We start from the raw sequence: 17,930 nt of genomic DNA, 5'->3' as shown, positions 1-17,930 counted from the left end.
GTCAGGGCCCCTGATCCAGGTGATATGGCACCACCAGCGGGTTGCCCGCGGTGTATGGGCTGGGCATCTGGCCGATGGTCCGGCCCCATTGCATCTCCAGCTCGGTGAGGTCGCCTTCCCAGCGAGTGCCGGTGAACAACGACGAGTCGAGGCGGCTCAGTGTCATGTCGATCACGGCCGTCAGGTTCGCGTAGTCGCCGCGAACCCACTTGTCCAACGTCTCTTTCGGCCACGGGAAGGTGGCCAGGAAACTCAGGGACCGGGTCAGCGCGGGACCGGCGTTGGCCAGCGATTCCAGCACCGGTCCCAGATCTGAGAACTCCTTGATCAGTGCTTCTTTGGACTCCTCGACCGCTCCGGCGGCGATGCTGCTGAACCGGCCGAGTCGATCGAGTACCTCGACGAGATTGTTGCGCTGGTCCTTCAGAACCGTCAGCGCTTCGGGAATGGTGGTCAGCGCACGGTCGAGAACCGGCTTCTGCGAGGCGAACTGGCCCATCATGTTGTTGAAGCCCTCGGTCGCCGCGATGATGTCGTCGGTCTGGTCGTTCGCAGACGCGATGAACGTGTCCAGTTGCTGTATCAGGCTGCGCAGATCGTGCTCCCGGCCGGCGAAGGCAGTGCTGAATGCCTTGGTGATCTCCTGGATCTGGCCGATACCGCCGCCGTTGAGCAGCATCGACGCCGCGGCCAGGGTCTGCTCGGTCGAGGGGTAGGCGCCGGCACTGGTCAGCGGGATCTGTGAGCCCTCGTGGAGCCGGCCCGCGGGCGCAGAGCCGTCCGGTGATGCGAGCTCGACATGCAGCGAGCCGAGCAGGCTGGTCTGGCCGATCTTGGCGGTCGTGTTGGCCGGTAGGTTCACGTCACCGTCTATGCGCATGGTCAGCAACGCATGCCAGCCCTGCCGCTCGATCTTGGTGACGTTGCCGACCGTGACGTCGCCGACGCGTACCCGCGAATTCTGTTGAATATTGGTGACATCGGGCATCTGCGCGGTGATGGTGTATGCCCCGGGGCCCTGGCCGGCAGTGCCGGGTAGCGGTATCGAGTTCAGCCCCTTCCATCCGCAACCCGATGCCGAAGTGGCGACCGACAACGCGAGCACCGCAGCGGCGGTGCATCGCCGCCGGATCCGGTTCATGAGCCGGCTCCGGTCGGCGGCACCATCAGGCCGGACAGACCGGCGCCCGGGTCGGTGGACACGGTTCCGGTCCCGGTTCCGGCTTCGGCGGGCAGCGGGCCACCCGGCTGAGGTTGGGCGGGTTCGGTTGCGGCCCGCGGCGTTTCCGGAACGCCCGCCGCGGGCACGTGATCAGGACGCATCCAGTCCTCGCTGTAGGTGATCTCGTTCGGCCTGGCCTGTGTGCCGACGATGGGGTTCATTCCGAACGGCAGGAAGTTGTACTGGCGGTTCTTGATGATCGGCGCCAGATACTGCACGCACAGCTTCGCCGACTGTTCTGCGCCCAGCCGCGACGCCGCCTGGATCGCACCGCACAGGAAACTCACCGGATTGTTGAAGTTGCTCACCGCGAGCATTCCCGTCAGTGCGTTCTGCGCCGGGTTGTAGATGTTGAGGAAGTTGGCCAGCGATGTCGGCGCGATGTGCAGAGTCTGCTTGATGTCGTCGAGGCTGTCGTTCAAAGCCTGACTCACCGAGGCCAGCTTGTCCGAGGTGGTACCGAGGGTTTCGCGGTTCTCGGCCAGGAAGCCCTGCACGTCGGCCACCGCCACGTTGAGATCGCGCATGGAGTTCCCGATCTCGTCGGGGTCGTTGGCCAGTAGTGCCGTGACCCCCGCGAAGTTGCGGTTGAGCCGACTCATCAGGTCGGTGCTCGACTGCAACGCCGAAACCAGGGTGGCCAGGTTGCGCACCGATGAGAACAGATCTTCGCTGTGGTCGCCGAGTGCCGAGAACGCCTGCGACATCTTGATCAGCGTGTCGCGGACATTGCCGCCCTCGCCGCGCAGATTGTCCGCGCCGGTACTGACCAGCTCGCCCAACGTGCTGAGCCCGCCGGGCCCGGTGGGTTTGAGACTTTCGGTGAGTTTCTCCAGCTGTACGCGAAAGTCGTCCCACTCCACCGGAACCGCGGTGCGCTCCTGCGGGATCACGGCATTGTCCGCCAGCACCGGACCACCGATGTAGGCCGGGGTGAGCTGTATGGCGCGGGAGGTCACCAGCGACGGTGACAGGATCGCAGCGTTGGCGTCGGCAGGCACCCGGTACTTGGCAGCGTAGGAGAAACTGACCTTGACCCGGTGGGGCTCGGCCTCGATCTTGTCGATCGTGCCGACCGGCACCCCGAGGATCCGCACCTCGTCGCCGACGAACATGCCGTTGGTGTTGTCGAAGTAGCCGACCACGTGGATCTGGTTCAGGCTCGGCGAAATCCTCAGCACCGCAACAGCACCGGCGATCAGGCAGCCCACCAGCAGCGCACTGAGCGCGATCCGCATTCGTGCTGAAGCGGTCATCGTCCGGCCTCCGGTAGTGGGTCGCTGACGTGCACGCCGGACGGCGTCGGCACAGATTCCAGGCCCGGCGGCGCCGGGGCGGGTGGGCCCGGTGGCGGGCCGCCCGGCGGCGGTGCGGGCAGTGGTTCGCGGTATGGGTACCGGGGGTCGCCAGGATTGCCGGTGATCGCGTCGGGAAGCGTCAGATGGGGCTCGCCGCCCTGGCCGGTTCGCGGGAACGGCACCGGCATCGCCGGGATGCCGGGCTGGCCGGTCGGGGGATCGGTGAGCTCGGAGGGCGGCAGCACGTTCGGGTCGAGACCGAGATCGGAGAACGCCGCATCGATGAACGGCTGCAGGAACTGTCCGGGCAGCAGATTGGACACGTAAGCCTTGAAAAACGGCCCGGACGACACCGATTCGCCCAGGGACATCGCGTACGCGTTCAGCAGCTTGATGGACTTCTGTACCCGGTCCTTGCGGTTGTCCACGATCGCCAGCACGCCGTTGACCTTGTCCAGTGCCGGCTTGAGCTGAGTGCGATTCTCCGCGACGAACGCCGAGAGCTGTTGGGACAGCGACGAGATGTTGGTGGCGATCTGGTCGAGGGCAGCGCTCTGGCCCTGCAGCTCGGCCAGCAGGGCGTTGCTGTTCGCGATCAGGCCCACCACCTGATCGCTACGTTCGGCCAGCACGGCGGTCGACTTCTTCGCGTTGTCGAGCAGGGTGCGCAGGCTCTCGTCGCGGCGATTGAGCGTATCGGAGAACCGCGCAACGCCTTTGAGGGCCGCGCTGAGCGCCGGAGGGGTGTCGTGGAAGGTCTCCGACAGCGTTGACAACGCGTCGGAGACCTTGGTGGTGTCGAGTCCACTGATGGTGGCCGACAGGTCGCCGAGGGCGTCGGGCAGCTGATAGGGGGAGATGGTCCGATCCAGCGGGATGGTGTCGCGCAACCGGCCGTCGCCGCGCGGGGTCACCTCCAGGACCTTTGTGCCCAACAGACTTTTCGTCTTGATCGCCGCCTCGGAGCGGTCGCCGAGGCGGATGTCGTCGGCCACCTTGAAGGAAACCAGAACCCGGGCCCCGTCGAGTTCGATCCCGGACACCTCACCGACCTGGACACCTGACACCTGCACCGCTGCGCCCGACGCCAGTCCGCCCGCTTCGGCGAAGTATGCCGAGTAGCTCTCACCGGCCGACAGGAAAGGCAACTTGTCATACTGCATCGCGCCGATGACCAGGCCCGCGGTCGTGGCGATGCCGGCTGCGCCGATCACCAGGGGGTTGCGCTCGCTGAAAGTCTTCATTTGGGTGTGCACCGTCCCGAGGACTGGCCGGCCATCTTCACGTAAACCGGTTGGCCACCTTTACCGTTCAGCTTCAGCACGATGTCGCAGAGGTAGAAGCTGAAGTAGTCGCCGTAGATGCCCTGGCGTCCCAGCATCTGGAACGTGTCGGGCAGGGTGTTGAGGAAGTTGTCGAGATATTCGTGATCGGCGACCACGATTCCGGCGGCGCGGTCGGCCTCTCGCACCGTCTTGCCGAACGGCGCGCGAGAGCGGGCCAACAGGTCGGTGATCGAACCCGTCGCGTCGTCGATGTTGTGGACCGCGCTGCCGACGTCGGTCTTGCGTTCAGCCAGAGCGGCGACAAGTTGCGACAGGGAGTCCACGGCCTCCGAGAACTGCCCGCTCTGCTCGCCCAGCGAACCGAGCACGGTGTTCAGATTCGTGATCACCTCACCGATCAACTGATCGCGGTCGGCCAAAGTGCTTGTCAGCGCCGCGGTCTGGGTGAGAAACGAGCCGAGGGTGCCGCCCTGGCCCTGTAGTGCGCTGATCAACTGCCCACTCAGCGCGTTGACCTGCTCGGGGTCCAAAGCGCGAAACAGCGGGCGGAAGCCGCCGATCAGGGCGTCCAGGTCGAGCGCCGGCTGGGTCTGGTCGACGGGGATTGTGTCGCCCGGCTCGAGTCGGGTCACGTCACCGGCGCCCTCCTCGAGCGCCAGAAAGCGCCCGCCGATCAGGTTGTCGTAGCGCACCGAGGCGCGGGTGCCTTCGGTCAGCACCACGGTGTCGTCCGCGGAGAACTCCACGGTGACCAGGTTGTCGTCCCGGACGGTCAGCTTCTTGACCTTGCCGACCTCCACTCCGGCGATCCGTACGAAGTTGCCGTTCGCCAACCCGGTGGCATTGGTGAACAGTGCGTTGTAGGTCTTCTCGTCCTGGAATCGCAGCTGGGCGAACACCGCCAGCAGTGCCACCAGTCCGAGCACACACACGGTCACGAAGATGACCAGGCGCCAGACGGCGCCTGACAGGTTGTCTTTCACGAACGTGGTCCTCTGCTGTCGCGGTTCTACGGAGCGGGTGGGGGTTCAGGTGCCGGGGCCGGTGGTACGCCCGGATACAGGGGTGCGCCGTCCGGTCCGTACTGCGGTGCGCCGTAGGGCGGCGCGTCCGGGTGGGGGACCGGGCCGATCGCGGGCGGGCCGATGCCGAGCACGCCGGGAGGTTCAGGTGCGGCGCGGGTCACCGGGAAGTAGTTGATCCACCAGGGATGCCCGATACCCGGATTGGGCCGCATGTCCAGGCCGGTGCCCCAGCCGGTGTCGGTGACCAGATAGCGCACCGGGAAGTTCTTGTCGACGATCGGTAGCGATCCGCAACCGGGCTTACCGCCGGGCCCGCCCTTGGCATTGACGATCGGCAGATTGTCCGGGTAGCGGTACTGATCGGAGCCGAGCAGCAGGCCGGTGTCCAGGATTGTGGAGCGACCGTCGATGCCACCGGCCCCGTCGTAGCCGCCATTGTCCAGATACCACTTGGCGCCCACCAGCATGCAGGTGTACTCGGGGTTGTACTTGTGCAGCAGGGTGGTGGTCGGTTCCAGTGTGTTGATCCCGTCGACAAAGTTCTGCCTGTTGGGTTCGAGCAGCGCCGTCCCTGACTTCGAGAGCCCGATCGTGTTGAGCAGCAATGCATCCAGCGCGTCGGGGTGGCTGCTGATCGTGGCGCTGGAGGTACTCACCGCATCCAGGGTGGAGACGATGTCGGCGGCGGCTGCGCCGTAGGTGTCGGAGAACGCCTGAAGCGACTGCCAGTCCGTGCGTAGCGTCTCGTTGCGTGGGTTGAGCTCGGCCAGCACGGTATTCGCGTCAGTAGTGGCCTGACCGATCCGCTCGCCCTGGCCCCGCACGCCGTCGGCCAGGGCCGTCAGGACCGCGTTGAGTTTGGCCGGGTCGATCTGGTGGAGCAGGTCGACGAGGTTGCCGAAGACGGTGTTCACCTCGGTGGTGACGTTGCGTGATCGCAGTACGGCGCCGGCGGCCAGCCGCGACGAGCTGGGCTGGTCCGGGTAGACGAGATCGACGTACTTGGCGCCGAACACGCTGGTGGCCCTGATCTGCGCCTCGACGTTGGACGGGATGAACTTGATCTGGTCGGGCTCGATTTGCAGGCGCAGGCTCACCTGATCGGTGGAACTGCTGATCCGTTCGACCCGCCCGACCTGGACACCACGCATCTTGACCTTGCCGCCGCTCTCCATCACCAGGCCGGCGCGGTCGGACGTGACCGTCACGGGGACATAGGTCCGGAACGATCCGGAGAACAGGGACATGGTCACGAAGATCATCGCGACGATCGCGGCGATCAGGATTGCGGTCCACCACGCGGGGTGAAGGCGATATTCGCCAGGTCTGTTCTGCATGCCGCTACCCGGACAGGTTGAAGTTGCCGGACTGGCCGTAGATGGCCAGAGAGACGAACAAGGTCACGAACACGGCTGAGACCAGGGAGGTGCGGACCGCCCGGCCGACGGCCTCACCGACGCCTGCGGGACCGCCGCTGGCGGTGAATCCGTAGTAGGTGTGCACCAGCATCACCACGATCGCCATCGTGATGGCCTGGAAGAACGACCAGATGAGGTCGGTCGGGTTCAGGAATGTGTTGAAGTAATGGTCGTAAACTCCGGTCGACTGGCCGTAGACGGCGGTGGTCCCGATGCGTGCGGCAGCGAAAGAGGCAAGGACCGCAACGCAATACAGCGGAATCACCACGACCACGCCGGCTACCACACGGGTGGAGGCCAGGTACGCCACCGATCGGATACCCATCACCTCGAGGGCGTCGATCTCCTCGGCGATCCGCATTGCGCCCAGCTGGGCGGTGGCGCCGGCGCCGATCGTGGCCGCGAGGCCGATGCCCGCGTTGAGCGGTGCGATGAGGCGCACGTTCAGGTAGGCGGAGGTGAATCCGGTCAGGGCTTCGACGCCGATACCGGCCAGGGAGTTGTATCCCTGCACGGCGATCAGCGCACCGCCGGACAGGGTGAGGAACCCGACCACCACCACGGTGCCACCGATTACCGCGAGAGCACCTGTGCCCAGGCTCATCTGGGCGATCAGCCGCACCATCTCGAGCTTGTAGTGGACGAACGCCTCGCCGATGGACGCGATGGTCTTGGCGTAGAACTGCGACTGTCGGCCGACCTTGTTCCACTCGTCGACCCAAGATGAGACTGTGCGGCGAACACGCGGGAAGGGGATTTTTGCGACCGGGTTGCTCATGCGGTGGCCTTCACTCCGACGGCCGTCGCGATGACGTTGATCACGAACAGCGCGATGAAGGAGAACACGACCGTCTCGTTGACCGCGTTGCCGACGCCGGCGGGTCCGCCGTCAACGGAAATGCCCTTGTAGCAAGCGATCAGGCTCGCCGCGATGCCGAATATCGCCGACTTGATCAACGAGATCAGCACCTCGGGCAAGCCGACCAGCAGCGTCAGACCCGCGGCGAACGCGCCCGGGGTCACGTGCTGGATGAACACCGAGAACACGAAACCGCCTGCCAGGCCGACGATCGTGACCAAGCCCGACAGTAGGAAGGCCACCACGGTGGCCGCGAGTACCCGCGGCACCACGAGGGCCTGCACCGGGTTGATACCGAGTACCCGCAGCGCGTCGAGTTCTTCGCGGATGGTGCGTGCGCCCAGGTCGGCGCACATGGCGGTGGCGCCGGCGCCGGCCACGACGAGCACCGTGACGATCGGGCCGATCTGGGTGACGGCGCCCAGTGCGGCGCCGGTGCCGGAAAAGTCGGCCGCACCGAACTCGACCAGCAGGATGTTGAGCGTGAAGGTGGTGAGCACCGTGAACGGGATGGACAGCATCAACGTCGGCACGATCGACACGCGGGCGACAAACCACGTCTGCAGCAGGAATTCCCGCCAAGCGAACGGTGGCTGGAACATGAGCACGAACGTGTCCAGGGCCATCGCATAAAAGCCGCCGATCGCGCGGACCGGTTTGGTTGCCGTGTCAGAACTGATCACGGCGCCGTCCCACTGTGGCCATGCCGACTCTCCTCATTCACATTGCGGTGCGTCTGGATGGCGCCGATATGTGATGTGCAACACAGGCACGCGCGCCGGAGGTCCACGCTGCCACGAACGGAGCGGCTCCGAAGTGCCGGTTCCGCTCAATGAGACTGCCGGTGAATGGTGAGTACGACTAACTGGCTGGGGGCGCTCCGCCCACCGGAGATCCGGCGGTGAAGCGGTATCGATGTGGGGCGCGATGGCGAATTCAGCTTGGGCGCAAGCTGTTGCGACCCGCAGCAAAACGGCACCGGGACCCGGGCTGGGTCTCGGTGCCGATTTCGGAAGGAGGGGCTGCGTCTAGTCCAGGTAGTCCCGCAGTACCTGCGAGCGGCTCGGGTGACGGAGCTTGCTCATGGTCTTGGACTCGATCTGGCGGATGCGCTCACGGGTCACGCCGTAGACCTGGCCGATCTCGTCGAGCGTGCGCGGCTGGCCGTCGGTCAGGCCGAAGCGCAGCCGGACCACGCCGGCCTCGCGCTCGGAGAGGGTCTCCAGCACGGACTGCAGCTGATCCTGCAGCAGGGTGAAGGACACGGCGTCGACGGCCACCACGGCCTCGGAGTCCTCGATGAAGTCACCGAGCTGGCTGTCGCCCTCGTCGCCGATGGTCTGGTCCAGCGAGATGGGTTCACGCGCGTACTGCTGGATCTCCAGCACCTTCTCCGGCGTGATGTCCATTTCCTTGGCCAGCTCTTCGGGCGTGGGCTCGCGACCCAGGTCCTGCAGGAGCTCACGCTGGATACGGCCCAGCTTGTTGATCACCTCGACCATGTGCACCGGGATACGGATGGTGCGGGCCTGGTCGGCCATGGCGCGGGTGATGGCCTGGCGGATCCACCACGTGGCGTAGGTGGAGAACTTGTAGCCCTTGGTGTAGTCGAACTTCTCGACCGCGCGGATCAGGCCCAGGTTGCCTTCCTGGATGAGGTCGAGAAACGCCATGCCGCGGCCGGTGTAGCGCTTGGCCAGCGAGACGACCAGGCGCAGGTTGGCTTCCAGCAGATGGTTTTTCGCGCGATCGCCGTCACGGCAGATCCACTGGTAGTCGCGCCGCACCTGGGTGGTGAGCTTCTCGCCCTTCTCGGCGAACTCGGCCATCTTCTGGGTGGCGAACAGCCCGGCCTCGATGCGCTTGGCGAGCTCGACCTCTTCCTCGGCGTTGAGCAGGGCGACCTTGCCGATCTGCTTCAGGTACGCGCGGACCGAGTCGGCCGAGGCCGTCAGCTCGGCGTCTTTGCGTGCCTGCCGCAGTGCCTCGGACTCTTCCTCGTCCCACACGAAGTCGCCGGAGGCCTTGTCCTTCTCCGACGGCTCGGGGTGCTCCTCGTCGGCCTTCGCCTCTTTGGCTGGCGCGGCGGCCTTGGCGTTCTTGCCTTCCCCGGACTCCGCCTCGTCCTCGTCCTCGTCCTCGGCTGAGTCCTCGACGTCGTCATCGGACTCGAGATCGTCGTCGAGCTCGAGATCGGTGTCCTCGACGTCGAGATCGTCGCCGGGGCCCGATTCCAGGTCGTCGGTGGTCTCAAGATCGTCGTTGACGTCTTCGGGCTTGCTCGCCGCGGCCTTGGCTGCCTTCTTGGCGGGCGCCTTCTTGGCGGGGGCGCGCTTGGTGGCGGTGCCGCCCTCAGTCTTGCCCGCGGTGCTCTTGGCTGCCCGCTTGGCCGGGGCCTTCTTGGCGGGAGTCTTGGTAGCGGTGCGCTTCACCGGCTCGTCGGTCGCCGGGCTTGCCTTTGTCGCTGCCACGTACACCCTTTCGGTCTCACGAAATTTCACGGTGGGCATGGGCATACTCCACCGAAAGCGTCTGCTATCGAATGTTGGCGTTCTTATCGGCTGGGATATTCACCGCTATTCGGTAGGCGGCCGCCGAGGACCATTGTAACGACACTGTGGGTGTTCACCGTCGCGAGCGGCAAATTTCGGCACGTCGCCCGGCAGACTCAGCGAAGTTACCCGGCGGTAGCTTGCGGGTTGGTGGTGCCGGGAAGCTGGCTGGCCATGGCGGCGCCGACGATGCCCGCGGTGTTGAGCAACGCCGCGGGGACGATCGGGGTGCGGATCTTGAGCAGTGGCAGCCACTTCTCGGACTTGCGGCTGATCCCGCCGCCGGCGATGAACAGATCGGGCCAGATCGCGTTCTCGATCGTCACCAGAACCTTGTTCACCTCTTCGCTCCACCGCGCGTAACTCCAGTCCTTGCGCTCCTTCACCGAGGACGCAGCGCGGTGTTCGGCCTCCTTGCCGTCCACCTCCAAGTGCCCAAATTCGGTGTTGGGCAACAACACTCCGTTGTGAATGACCGCGGAGCCGATACCGGTGCCGAAGGTCAGCAGCACCACGACACCGGAGTTGTCCTTACCCGCCCCGTAGTGCTCCTCGGCCAGACCTGCCGCGTCGGCATCGTTGAGCACACGCACCGGCCGCCCGCCGAGTGCGGTGCTGATCACCTCGGCGGCGTTCACGCCGATCCACCCTTTGTCGACATTGGCCGCGGTGCGCACGATGCCTTCGGTCACGACGCCCGGGTAGGTGACGCCCACACTGCCCGTCCAACCGAACTCGGCCACCACCGCAGCCACCGTTTTCGTGACCGCTTCCGGTGTGGACGGCTGCGGCGTGTCGAGCTTGAAACGCTCGCCGACGAGGAGCCCGGTGTCGAGGTCGACGATGCCGCCCTTGATCCCGCTGCCGCCGACGTCGACGCCGAATCCTCGGCGTTGGACTTCGACGGCCGGAACCGGATCTGCCGTTGGTGCATCGGCTGCGGTCATGGGGTGCTCCTTTGTGGGACAGGCGGTGCGCTGTCGGACGGGGCGAGGGACAAACCAAGGCGCGCCCCACCCTAGTCGCTGAACATCGCACCCGCGTGTGGTCCGGCCCGCCGTCGCACAGCGACTTTTCGGGCCGAAGATGTTGCGATAGGGCAGTGACCGACAACAGTTTCGATGCTCCCGCCTTGCGGGTCGTGGCCGAGCAGCTGGCTACCGAGGCCGCCGCCTTCGTCGCGCGCCGGCGCGCCGAGGTGTTCAGCTCCGACGGAGTCGCGGTACGTGACGACGTGCGGACCGTCAGATCGAAGAGCACACCGACCGACCCCGTCACCATCGTCGACACCGAGACCGAGCGGTGGTTACGTGAGCGGCTGGCGGTGTTGCGGCCCTCAGAGCCGATCCTCGGAGAAGAGGAGGGCGGTCGGCGCGATGATCGCCCGGGATTGAGCTGGGTGCTCGACCCGATCGACGGCACGGTCAACTTCGTCTACGGGATCCCGGCCTACGCGGTGTCGGTGGCCGTGCAGTACGACGGGCGATCGGTGGCCGGAGCCGTGGCGGACGTGCCCGGCGGTGAGGTGTACTCGGCTGCCCTGGGCCATGGTGCGGCGGTGGTGCGTGACGGGGTGCGGACAGCACTGCGGTGCAGCGCTGTCCGGGACCTGTCCATGGCGCTGCTGGGTACCGGCTTCGCCTATGACCCCGGCCGTCGCGCGCGGCAGGCCAGAGTCATGGCCCAGCTGCTGCCCGCGGTGCGTGATGTGCGTCGTATCGGTTCGTGCGCGCTGGACCTGTGCATGGTCGCAGCGGGCCGGTTGGACGCCTATTACGAGGAGGGCGTTCAGGTCTGGGATTGGGCCGCGGCGGCGTTGATCGCCGCCGAGGCGGGGGCGACGGTGCGGTTGCCCACCACACCCGGTTCCGAGCAGGTGGTTGCGTCGGCGCCGGGCGTTGCCGACGCCCTGTGCGACGCGCTAGCAGGTGCCGGTGTGGATCTTTGACAGCAGCGCGGAATCCGACGGAGCAGTGGCGTCGGGCCGCAGGCTGGCCAGCACGGCCTTGATGTCGTCATTGCTGGCGAGTTCGCTGAACTCGGTGCCCAGGGCCAGATCGACTGTGGCGTCCGGCCTTTCGTCCTGGAACAGCTCGGTGCACGGCGCCACCAGCCACACCGCGGCGGCCGCGGTCCGGCCCGCTGGGCCGAACCGGATCTGCCCCTGGCATTCCAGGCGCGTGGTGGAGTAGATCGGGTCATTCGCGGCCTCGGGTTGGGCGAAGCCGAGATCGCGCAACGCGCCGGCGACCTCGCCGGCCTGGCCGCCCTGTCCGCTGGCGTTGAGCACCCGGATCCGGGTCTCGGCCAGCGGAGCCGGCGTCACGTCTGTCATCGCCGAGCTGGCCACCTGCTCACCGAGCTTGGGCGCTGCCGGATCGGTGGCCGGCGGTGGGTTGTTGCAGACCGTGGCTTCATGCACATCCGTCGGCTGGCTGAGCGCGACGATCCAGACGACCATCGTCACCACCGCCAGCGTGGCGAAGAGCACGATGCCGGGAACGAAACTGCGCCGACGGAACGGTCGACCGTGCCGGTCGAAAGCTGTGCCATCGGTGATTTGCGCGACCACATGTGCACTCTAAGGGCAAACGTGTTCGCTGATGCATCAGAGCTCAGACGGTAGTGTGATGTAAATCACACTGAAACGTGTGGCAATACGGGCACGAATCATTTGGGGAATGCGTTCGACGCTGGTACAAAGCTCTGCTGCAAGGTAAGGGAGGGGACAAAGACGATGGCTACCGACTACGACGCTCCACGACGCTCCGAGGCAGACGAGGTTTCCGAGGATTCGCTCGAGGAGCTCAAGGCACGTCGCAACGAGGCGCAATCCGCCGTGGTGGATGTCGACGAATCTGAATCGGCCGAGTCGTTCGAGCTGCCGGGCGCGGACCTGTCCGGCGAGGAACTGTCGGTGCGGGTGGTCCCGAAGCAGGCCGACGAGTTCACCTGCTCCAGCTGCTTTCTGGTGCACCACCGGAGCCGGCTGGCAAGCGAGAAGAACGGCGTGATGATCTGCACCGACTGCGCCGCCTGACGGCGGTACGACCGCTGCGGCGGTGATTCGCGGTTCAGCCGCTTCAGCCGCCCAGCGCTGCGAGGACGCGATCCGGACGACGAGAACTGATGAGCCAATACGGGGTGGGGTCATCGGGATCGTCGAGCACTACCAGCACCATCGGGCCAATCCAGGCCCGGTGTACGACGAAGGCAGCGGGATCGAGCTGACGGCCCAACGCAGCCGACTTGGCTGACCGCGGCACTTCCGCGGTCCGGGAGATGACACTCGTCGGCAGGTGCGCATCGCCGATCCACAACTCGGTATCGCCGGCGCTGTCACGCACCACCTTCAATTCGGTCTTGCTGAACCACATCAGCACGGCCGCCGCCACGCCGAAGAGCAACACGTACGGCAACCATGCCGGAATGGCCGGGGCGGCCAGGCCGACCTCGAACGCGATCACCCCTGCCAGCACCGCAGCCGGCAACGACCACCACCAAGGCACCCACAACCGTTCGCGGTATGGAACGCTTCGGGTGGTTGCGCGCGTGTCTGACACGCGGCTCAGAGTAATCTGTGACGTCGTGTCCACCTCTCTGGCGGTCGTCCGATTGGACCGCGAACTACCGATGCCCAGCCGGGCGCACGATGGGGACGCGGGCGTAGACCTCTACAGCGCGCGCGATGTCGAACTGGCACCCGGGCAACGCGAGCTCGTGCCCACCGGTGTCGCCGTGGCCATTCCGCACGGAATGGTGGGACTGATCCATCCGCGCTCGGGTCTGGCTGCCCGCGTGGGGCTTTCGATCGTCAACAGTCCGGGCACGATAGACGCCGGTTACCGCGGCGAGATCAAGATTTCGCTGATCAACCTCGATCCCGGCACGCCGATCGTGGTCAAGCGCGGTGACCGGATTGCCCAGTTGTTGGTACAGCGGGTAGAACTGCCCGAGTTGGTCGAGGTGACCTCGTTCGACGAGGCCGGCCTGGCCGACACCTCCCGTGGCGACGGTGGCCACGGTTCCTCCGGCGGACATGCGAGTTTGTGATGGCATTCGGAAAACGCAAGAGCAAGGAATCGGCGGACGAGCCGGTTCGTCAGAGCGACGACGAGCAGGTCGTCGACCAACCGGACGCAGCGGAGCCGGCCGATTTCGACGAGGGTTCCGACGACGGCCCGTTCGACATCGAGGACTTCGACGATCCGGAGGTGGCGACGCAGGGCAGGCTGGATCTCGGTTCGGTCCTGATCCCGATGCCCGACGGTGGACAGGTCCAGGTCGAGCTCAACGAGGCCGGTGCGCCCAGCGCGGTGTGGGTGGTGACCCCGAACGGGCGGTTCACCATCGCCGCCTACGCCGCACCCAAGAGTGCGGGCCTGTGGCGTGAGGTGGCGGGCGAACTCGCCGAATCACTGCGCAAGGACGCCAGCTCGGTGAACATCCAGGACGGTCCGTGGGGCCGCGAGGTGGTCGGTGCGGGTAACGGCGGCGTGGTGCGCTTCATCGGTGTCGACGGCTACCGCTGGATGGTGCGCTGTGTGGTCAACGGTTCCCCCGAAACCATCGACGCCCTCGCCGACGAGGCACGGACCTCGTTGGCCGACAGCGTGATTCGTCGCGGCGATACGCCGATGCCGGTGCGCACACCGCTGCAGGTGCAGCTGCCCGAGCCGATGGCTGCCCAACTGCGGGCTGCAGCGCAGCAGGCCGCGATGCAGCAGGCCGCCCAGCAGCTCACCACCGCGGCGCAGATGCCTCCGCAGGATGAGCCACCGGCCGACCCGGTGGCGCGCCGAAGCGTGCAGGGCTCGGCGATGCAGCAGCTGCGGACCATCACCGGCGGGTAGTAGTCCCTCAACCCGCCACGGTGTCGCTGGCGGCCTCCTGCAGCGCCGCCAGACAGGCCGCGCCCAACACGCCGGTGTCGAGCCCCATCTGGTCCAGCGTGACCGACCGCAGCGCCGATCGAGGGGCTGCGGCCACCCACTCGTATCCGACTTCGGCCGGATGCACGGGATCATCGGTGGCCACCGCGACGCCCATGGGCACCCCGAGTCGTTCGAGCTCGGCACTGCCGGGCGCGCGGTAACCGGCGGCTTCCTCCAGCGCATCCGGCAGCGTCGGCCACTGGCCCACCCAGGAGCGGGCCAGCTCATCGGCCAGCCACGGCGGGCTGGAGGCGCGCATCTGCGCAACTGTGGCCGCCAACCCGTCCCGGCGCAGCAGCTCGGCGGAGTGCCGCGCCAACAGTGCGGCCGGGGCGTGCTGAGAAGATCCCGTCCATGGCGGCAAGGCGGCCAGCACCGCCACGGTTCGGCTGGGATGGTCCAACGCCCACCGTGCCGCCACGACGGCGCCGATGGACACCCCGCCCACCGCGATCGGCCCCGACCGGGCCGCGTCGTCGAGGGCGTGCAGGTAACCGGCGACAAGTCGTTCCGGGGTCGGCGGCGGGGTCACCACGAGTGCGTCGGCGCCGTGCAGCGCATCCGAAAAAGCCCGGTAGACGTAGTCGTCGTCGGATCCGGTACCGGGCAGCAAAACGGTTGGGACACCGCGAAGGATGACGCTCATCACATGATCGTGCCTGCCCCGTCAAATCGTCGGCGTGCCGACCCGTACCCCACGTGGCATTCGGTCAACAAGAGGTCTACCGTGGCGTTGGTTGGGCGGATTCACAGTGGATCCGCAGAAGGTCAGGAGAGGCCATGGCTACGGCCGAAGGGTATCTGCGCCGGCTTACGCGACGCCTGACGGAAGACCCCGAACAGCTCGATGTCGAAGAGCTCAGTGACGAAGCCGTCAATACCGGCGCGCTCAAGGCGATCGACGCCCAGCGCGGCCAGGAAGTGACGATGGTCGGCACCCTGCGCAGCGTCGAATGTAATGGCAAGGGGTGTTCCGGCGGCATCAAAGCCGAACTGTTCGACGGAACCGACACGGTGATGTTGGTGTGGCTCGGGCAGCGCCGCATTCCGGGTATCGAGTCGGGCTGCACCCTGCGGGTGCACGGCCGGGTCGGCAAGCTGGAGAACGGCGCCAAGGCGATTTACAACCCCCGCTACGAAATCCAGAAGTGAGCCAGGCCGAAAACGACACCGGCAGCGCCCCTCAATCCCCCGAGAGTGATCCGGCGTCGCCCCCTGCCCACCGAGGCGGCCGGGCGGTGCTCGAGCAGATGGGCGGCGTCAGCGGGCTGATCTACTCGTCCCTGCCGGTGGTGGTGTTCGTTCCGGTGTCGACGATGTTCGGGCTGGTGCCCGCGATCGCTGCCGCGCTCGGCGTGGCGACACTGATCCTGATCTGGCGGCTGGTCCGCCGGGAATCCGTGCAGCCCGCGGTGTCGGGATTCTTCGCCGTCGGCGTCAGTGCGCTCATCGCCTACCTGGTGGGGGAGTCGAAAGGCTATTTCCTGCTTGGTATCTGGAGCTCACTGTTGTACGCCGTGTTGTTCGCGGTCTCGGTGGTGATCCGCCGTCCGGTGGTCGGCTACATCTGGGGCTGGGTCAACACCCACGACCGGGCCTGGCGCGACGTCCGTAAAGCAGTGCTGGCGTTCGACGTCGCCACGCTCACCTGGGTCGCGGTGTTCGCGTCGCGGTTCCTGGTGCAGCAGTACCTCTATGACTCCGATCAGACGGGTTGGCTGGGCTTCGCGCGGATCGCGATGGGCTGGCCGCTGACCGCCGTCGCGGCGCTGGTGACCTATCTGGCCATCCGGGCCGCACAACGCGCCGTACACGCCGAGGACTCCAGCCGCAGCCTGGACGACTGAGCGGCGTGCGCCGGGCTAGCGCGGCTCCGGACGCAGCAGCAGTTCGCGCAGTTCGTCCTCGGACTCGGTGACAGCGACGAACAACAACTCGTCGCCACCCTCCAGTGGCTCGTCGGATTCGGGCACGATCACCCTGGCCCCGCGCAGGATCGTCACCAGAGCGGTGTCACGTGGCAGCTCGAGGCGTTTGACCGGACGTCCGCCCCACGGGGTGTCGTCGGGAAGGGTGATCTCGACCAGGTTGGCCTGTCCCTTCCGGAACTCCATCAGGCGCACCAGATCGCCGACGGCAACGGCCTCCTCGACCAGTGAGGCCAGCATGCGCGGCGTCGACACCGCGACATCCACGCCCCAGTTCTCGTCGAACAGCCACTCGTTGCGCGGATCGTTGACGCGTGCCACCACCCTGGGTACCGCGAATTCGGTCTTGGCCAGCAGGCTGACCACGACATTGACCTTGTCGTCACCGGTCGCCGCGATCACCACGTCGAACTCTTCGAGCTTGACCGATTCCATCAGGGTGAGCTCACAGGCATCACCGAGCAGCCAGTGCGCGGCCGGTATGGCGTCGACGTCGATGTGGTCGGGATTGCGCTCCAGCAGCGTCACGTCGTGATCGCTGTCGAGCAACTCGCGGGCGATCGAGCGACCGACCGCCCCGGCCCCGGCGATGGCAACTTTCATCGGCGCGACATCTCCTGAGAATCGTCGTTGGCAGGGATGATGGCTGTCATTCGGATCCGAGGTCCTCGCTCGGCGGCAGCGCCGCGATGGCCAGTGCCTCGGCGATGTGCCCGGACACCGCGGCCACGTACACCTGGTCGCCGGCCTGGATCACGGTTTTCGGTTCGGGCAGATAGCCGTTGCCGAACCGGATCATGAAGGCCACCCGCCCACCCGTGGCCGCTTCCAGGTCGGTGACCAGGTGCCCGGCCCAATCCTGGTGCAGCGGAAGTTCGGCGACGCCCACATTGCCCGACGGATCCCGCCACTTGGTGGTCTCGGTCTCTCTGGTCAGCACATTGAGCAGCCGATCTGTGGTCCACGGCACCGTGGCCACGGTGGGGATACCGAGGCGCTCGTAGACCGCGGCGCGCTTGGCGTCGTAGATACGGGCCACCACGCGTTCGACACCGAACGTCTCGCGGGCCACCCGGGCCGAGATGATGTTCGAGTTGTCGCCCGAGGAGACCGCGGCGAACGCGCCGGCCTCCTCGATGCCGGCACGCAGCAGCACGTCGCGGTCGAAGCCCATGCCGAGCACACGCTCACCGGCGAAGTCCGGCGAGAGCCGGTGAAATGCAGTGCTGTCGCGGTCGATGACCGCTACCTCGTGGCCGATCCGGGCCAGGCTGTCTGCGAGGGAGGCGCCCACTCGGCCGCACCCCATGACGACTACACGCACCCGACGGTTCCTTTCCGGTGGCAGAAATGCGCTGTTGCGCTAACCGTGCACCCGGAACGCTACAGCTTTGTCACGCCTTATCGC

Annotated in this window: 20 protein-coding genes; 6 read left to right on the top strand and 14 right to left on the bottom strand. The window is 66.5% G+C overall.

Translation table 11 applies throughout. The features are described 5' to 3' along the window. Position 1: 1 nt before the first annotated feature. The 9 genes from BKG60_RS21985 to ppgK all read right to left on the bottom strand — a co-directional run bounded on the left by BKG60_RS21985 (position 2) and on the right by ppgK (position 10,607). Complete coding sequence (locus BKG60_RS21985; protein ID WP_075909975.1) at positions 2-1,141, bottom strand: MCE family protein; 1,140 nt, start codon at positions 1,139-1,141, stop codon at positions 2-4. Further along, complete coding sequence (locus BKG60_RS21980; protein ID WP_075909974.1) at positions 1,138-2,478, bottom strand: MCE family protein; 1,341 nt, start codon at positions 2,476-2,478, stop codon at positions 1,138-1,140. Before BKG60_RS21980 ends, BKG60_RS21985 begins: the two co-directional genes overlap by 4 nt. Beyond that, positions 2,475-3,764 (bottom strand): MCE family protein, encoded by a 1,290-nt coding sequence (locus BKG60_RS21975; protein WP_075909973.1) that lies wholly within the window; start codon positions 3,762-3,764, stop codon positions 2,475-2,477. The genes BKG60_RS21980 and BKG60_RS21975 overlap by 4 nt, the downstream gene beginning before the upstream one ends. Next, on the bottom strand, positions 3,761-4,789 hold the full coding sequence (locus tag BKG60_RS21970) for a virulence factor Mce family protein (RefSeq protein WP_075909972.1): 1,029 nt from the start codon (positions 4,787-4,789) through the stop codon (positions 3,761-3,763). The genes BKG60_RS21975 and BKG60_RS21970 overlap by 4 nt, the downstream gene beginning before the upstream one ends. Positions 4,790-4,815: 26 nt before the next feature. Further along, positions 4,816-6,168, bottom strand: coding sequence for an MCE family protein (locus tag BKG60_RS21965; RefSeq protein WP_070187030.1), 1,353 nt, complete (start codon positions 6,166-6,168; stop codon positions 4,816-4,818). 4 nt (positions 6,169-6,172) lie between these two features. Beyond that, positions 6,173-7,027 carry an ABC transporter permease gene (locus tag BKG60_RS21960; RefSeq protein WP_070187029.1) on the bottom strand — a complete coding sequence of 285 codons (855 nt, stop codon included), beginning with the start codon at positions 7,025-7,027 and terminating at the stop codon, positions 6,173-6,175. Then, positions 7,024-7,734, bottom strand: coding sequence for an MlaE family ABC transporter permease (locus BKG60_RS21955; protein ID WP_171055020.1), 711 nt, complete (start codon positions 7,732-7,734; stop codon positions 7,024-7,026). Before BKG60_RS21955 ends, BKG60_RS21960 begins: the two co-directional genes overlap by 4 nt. Positions 7,735-8,136: 402 nt before the next feature. Then, positions 8,137-9,579: an RNA polymerase sigma factor gene (locus tag BKG60_RS21950; RefSeq protein ID WP_110765045.1), complete on the bottom strand. Its 1,443-nt coding sequence runs from the start codon at positions 9,577-9,579 to the stop codon at positions 8,137-8,139. Between the two features lie 206 nt (positions 9,580-9,785). Further along, complete coding sequence (gene ppgK / locus BKG60_RS21945) at positions 9,786-10,607, bottom strand: polyphosphate--glucose phosphotransferase (RefSeq protein WP_070187026.1); 822 nt, start codon at positions 10,605-10,607, stop codon at positions 9,786-9,788. A gap of 155 nt (positions 10,608-10,762) precedes the next feature. On the opposite strand from ppgK, the gene BKG60_RS21940 reads away from it, so the two are divergent. Beyond that, entirely contained in the window at positions 10,763-11,608 is an 846-nt protein-coding gene (locus tag BKG60_RS21940) for an inositol monophosphatase family protein (protein WP_070943985.1), read from the top strand. Here the strand turns inward: BKG60_RS21940 and cei are convergent. Beyond that, positions 11,582-12,232 carry an envelope integrity protein Cei gene (cei, locus tag BKG60_RS21935; RefSeq protein WP_070943984.1) on the bottom strand — a complete coding sequence of 217 codons (651 nt, stop codon included), beginning with the start codon at positions 12,230-12,232 and terminating at the stop codon, positions 11,582-11,584. The two genes, BKG60_RS21940 and cei, sit on opposite strands and share 27 nt — an antisense overlap. 165 nt (positions 12,233-12,397) lie before the next feature. On the opposite strand from cei, the gene BKG60_RS21930 reads away from it, so the two are divergent. Further along, positions 12,398-12,700, top strand: coding sequence for a DUF4193 domain-containing protein (locus BKG60_RS21930; protein WP_019344626.1), 303 nt, complete (start codon positions 12,398-12,400; stop codon positions 12,698-12,700). Positions 12,701-12,743: 43 nt separating this feature from the next. On the opposite strand, the gene BKG60_RS21925 is transcribed toward BKG60_RS21930, so the two are convergent. Further along, positions 12,744-13,223 (bottom strand): DUF3093 domain-containing protein, encoded by a 480-nt coding sequence (locus BKG60_RS21925; RefSeq protein ID WP_070187023.1) that lies wholly within the window; start codon positions 13,221-13,223, stop codon positions 12,744-12,746. Between the two features lie 25 nt (positions 13,224-13,248). Between BKG60_RS21925 and dut the strand changes: the two genes are divergently transcribed. Together dut and BKG60_RS21915 are read left to right on the top strand one after the other, a co-directional pair. Further along, positions 13,249-13,713, top strand: a complete 465-nt coding sequence (dut, locus tag BKG60_RS21920) for a dUTP diphosphatase (protein ID WP_070187022.1) — start codon at positions 13,249-13,251, stop codon at positions 13,711-13,713. Then, positions 13,713-14,513 (top strand): DUF3710 domain-containing protein, encoded by an 801-nt coding sequence (locus tag BKG60_RS21915; RefSeq protein ID WP_070187021.1) that lies wholly within the window; start codon positions 13,713-13,715, stop codon positions 14,511-14,513. Before dut ends, BKG60_RS21915 begins: the two co-directional genes overlap by 1 nt. A 7-nt stretch (positions 14,514-14,520) precedes the next feature. Here the strand turns inward: BKG60_RS21915 and BKG60_RS21910 are convergent, their stop codons facing one another. Beyond that, a complete protein-coding gene (locus tag BKG60_RS21910) occupies positions 14,521-15,240 on the bottom strand; it encodes an alpha/beta fold hydrolase (RefSeq protein WP_070187020.1) in 720 nt (239 codons plus the stop codon). Positions 15,241-15,374: 134 nt separating this feature from the next. Here BKG60_RS21910 and BKG60_RS21905 point away from each other — a divergent pair, with 134 nt between their 5' ends. Then, positions 15,375-15,746 (top strand): OB-fold nucleic acid binding domain-containing protein, encoded by a 372-nt coding sequence (locus BKG60_RS21905; protein ID WP_019344631.1) that lies wholly within the window; start codon positions 15,375-15,377, stop codon positions 15,744-15,746. A gap of 98 nt (positions 15,747-15,844) precedes the next feature. After that, positions 15,845-16,441: a DUF3159 domain-containing protein gene (locus BKG60_RS21900; protein ID WP_110765044.1), complete on the top strand. Its 597-nt coding sequence runs from the start codon at positions 15,845-15,847 to the stop codon at positions 16,439-16,441. Positions 16,442-16,456: 15 nt separating this feature from the next. On the opposite strand, the gene BKG60_RS21895 is transcribed toward BKG60_RS21900, so the two are convergent. Continuing rightward, positions 16,457-17,125: a potassium channel family protein gene (locus BKG60_RS21895; RefSeq protein ID WP_070187018.1), complete on the bottom strand. Its 669-nt coding sequence runs from the start codon at positions 17,123-17,125 to the stop codon at positions 16,457-16,459. A gap of 46 nt (positions 17,126-17,171) precedes the next feature. After that, positions 17,172-17,846 (bottom strand): potassium channel family protein, encoded by a 675-nt coding sequence (locus tag BKG60_RS21890; protein WP_200806128.1) that lies wholly within the window; start codon positions 17,844-17,846, stop codon positions 17,172-17,174. Positions 17,847-17,930: the final 84 nt, after the last annotated feature.

Origin of the sequence: Mycobacterium syngnathidarum (assembly GCF_001942625.1) — a bacterium.
Taxonomy (GTDB): Bacteria; Actinomycetota; Actinomycetes; order Mycobacteriales; family Mycobacteriaceae; genus Mycobacterium; species Mycobacterium syngnathidarum.
The sequence above is the reverse complement of the archived record's forward strand: the minus strand, read 5'-3'. Positions and strand labels throughout refer to the sequence as shown.

Excerpts from the sequence above, each read along its gene's own strand:
- BKG60_RS21985 (WP_075909975.1), bottom strand. The coding sequence starts at position 1,141 with ATGAACCGGATCCGGCGGCGATGCACCGCCGCTGCGGTGCTCGCGTTG.
- BKG60_RS21980 (WP_075909974.1), bottom strand. The coding sequence starts at position 2,478 with ATGACCGCTTCAGCACGAATGCGGATCGCGCTCAGTGCGCTGCTGGTG.
- BKG60_RS21975 (WP_075909973.1), bottom strand. The coding sequence starts at position 3,764 with ATGAAGACTTTCAGCGAGCGCAACCCCCTGGTGATCGGCGCAGCCGGC.
- BKG60_RS21965 (WP_070187030.1), bottom strand. The coding sequence starts at position 6,168 with ATGCAGAACAGACCTGGCGAATATCGCCTTCACCCCGCGTGGTGGACC.
- BKG60_RS21960 (WP_070187029.1), bottom strand. The coding sequence starts at position 7,027 with ATGAGCAACCCGGTCGCAAAAATCCCCTTCCCGCGTGTTCGCCGCACA.
- BKG60_RS21955 (WP_171055020.1), bottom strand. The coding sequence starts at position 7,734 with ATGGCCCTGGACACGTTCGTGCTCATGTTCCAGCCACCGTTCGCTTGG.
- ppgK (WP_070187026.1), bottom strand. The coding sequence starts at position 10,607 with ATGACCGCAGCCGATGCACCAACGGCAGATCCGGTTCCGGCCGTCGAA.
- BKG60_RS21930 (WP_019344626.1), top strand. The coding sequence starts at position 12,398 with ATGGCTACCGACTACGACGCTCCACGACGCTCCGAGGCAGACGAGGTT.
- BKG60_RS21915 (WP_070187021.1), top strand. The coding sequence starts at position 13,713 with ATGGCATTCGGAAAACGCAAGAGCAAGGAATCGGCGGACGAGCCGGTT.
- BKG60_RS21910 (WP_070187020.1), bottom strand. The coding sequence starts at position 15,240 with ATGAGCGTCATCCTTCGCGGTGTCCCAACCGTTTTGCTGCCCGGTACC.
- BKG60_RS21905 (WP_019344631.1), top strand. The coding sequence starts at position 15,375 with ATGGCTACGGCCGAAGGGTATCTGCGCCGGCTTACGCGACGCCTGACG.
- BKG60_RS21900 (WP_110765044.1), top strand. The coding sequence starts at position 15,845 with ATGGGCGGCGTCAGCGGGCTGATCTACTCGTCCCTGCCGGTGGTGGTG.
- BKG60_RS21895 (WP_070187018.1), bottom strand. The coding sequence starts at position 17,125 with ATGAAAGTTGCCATCGCCGGGGCCGGGGCGGTCGGTCGCTCGATCGCC.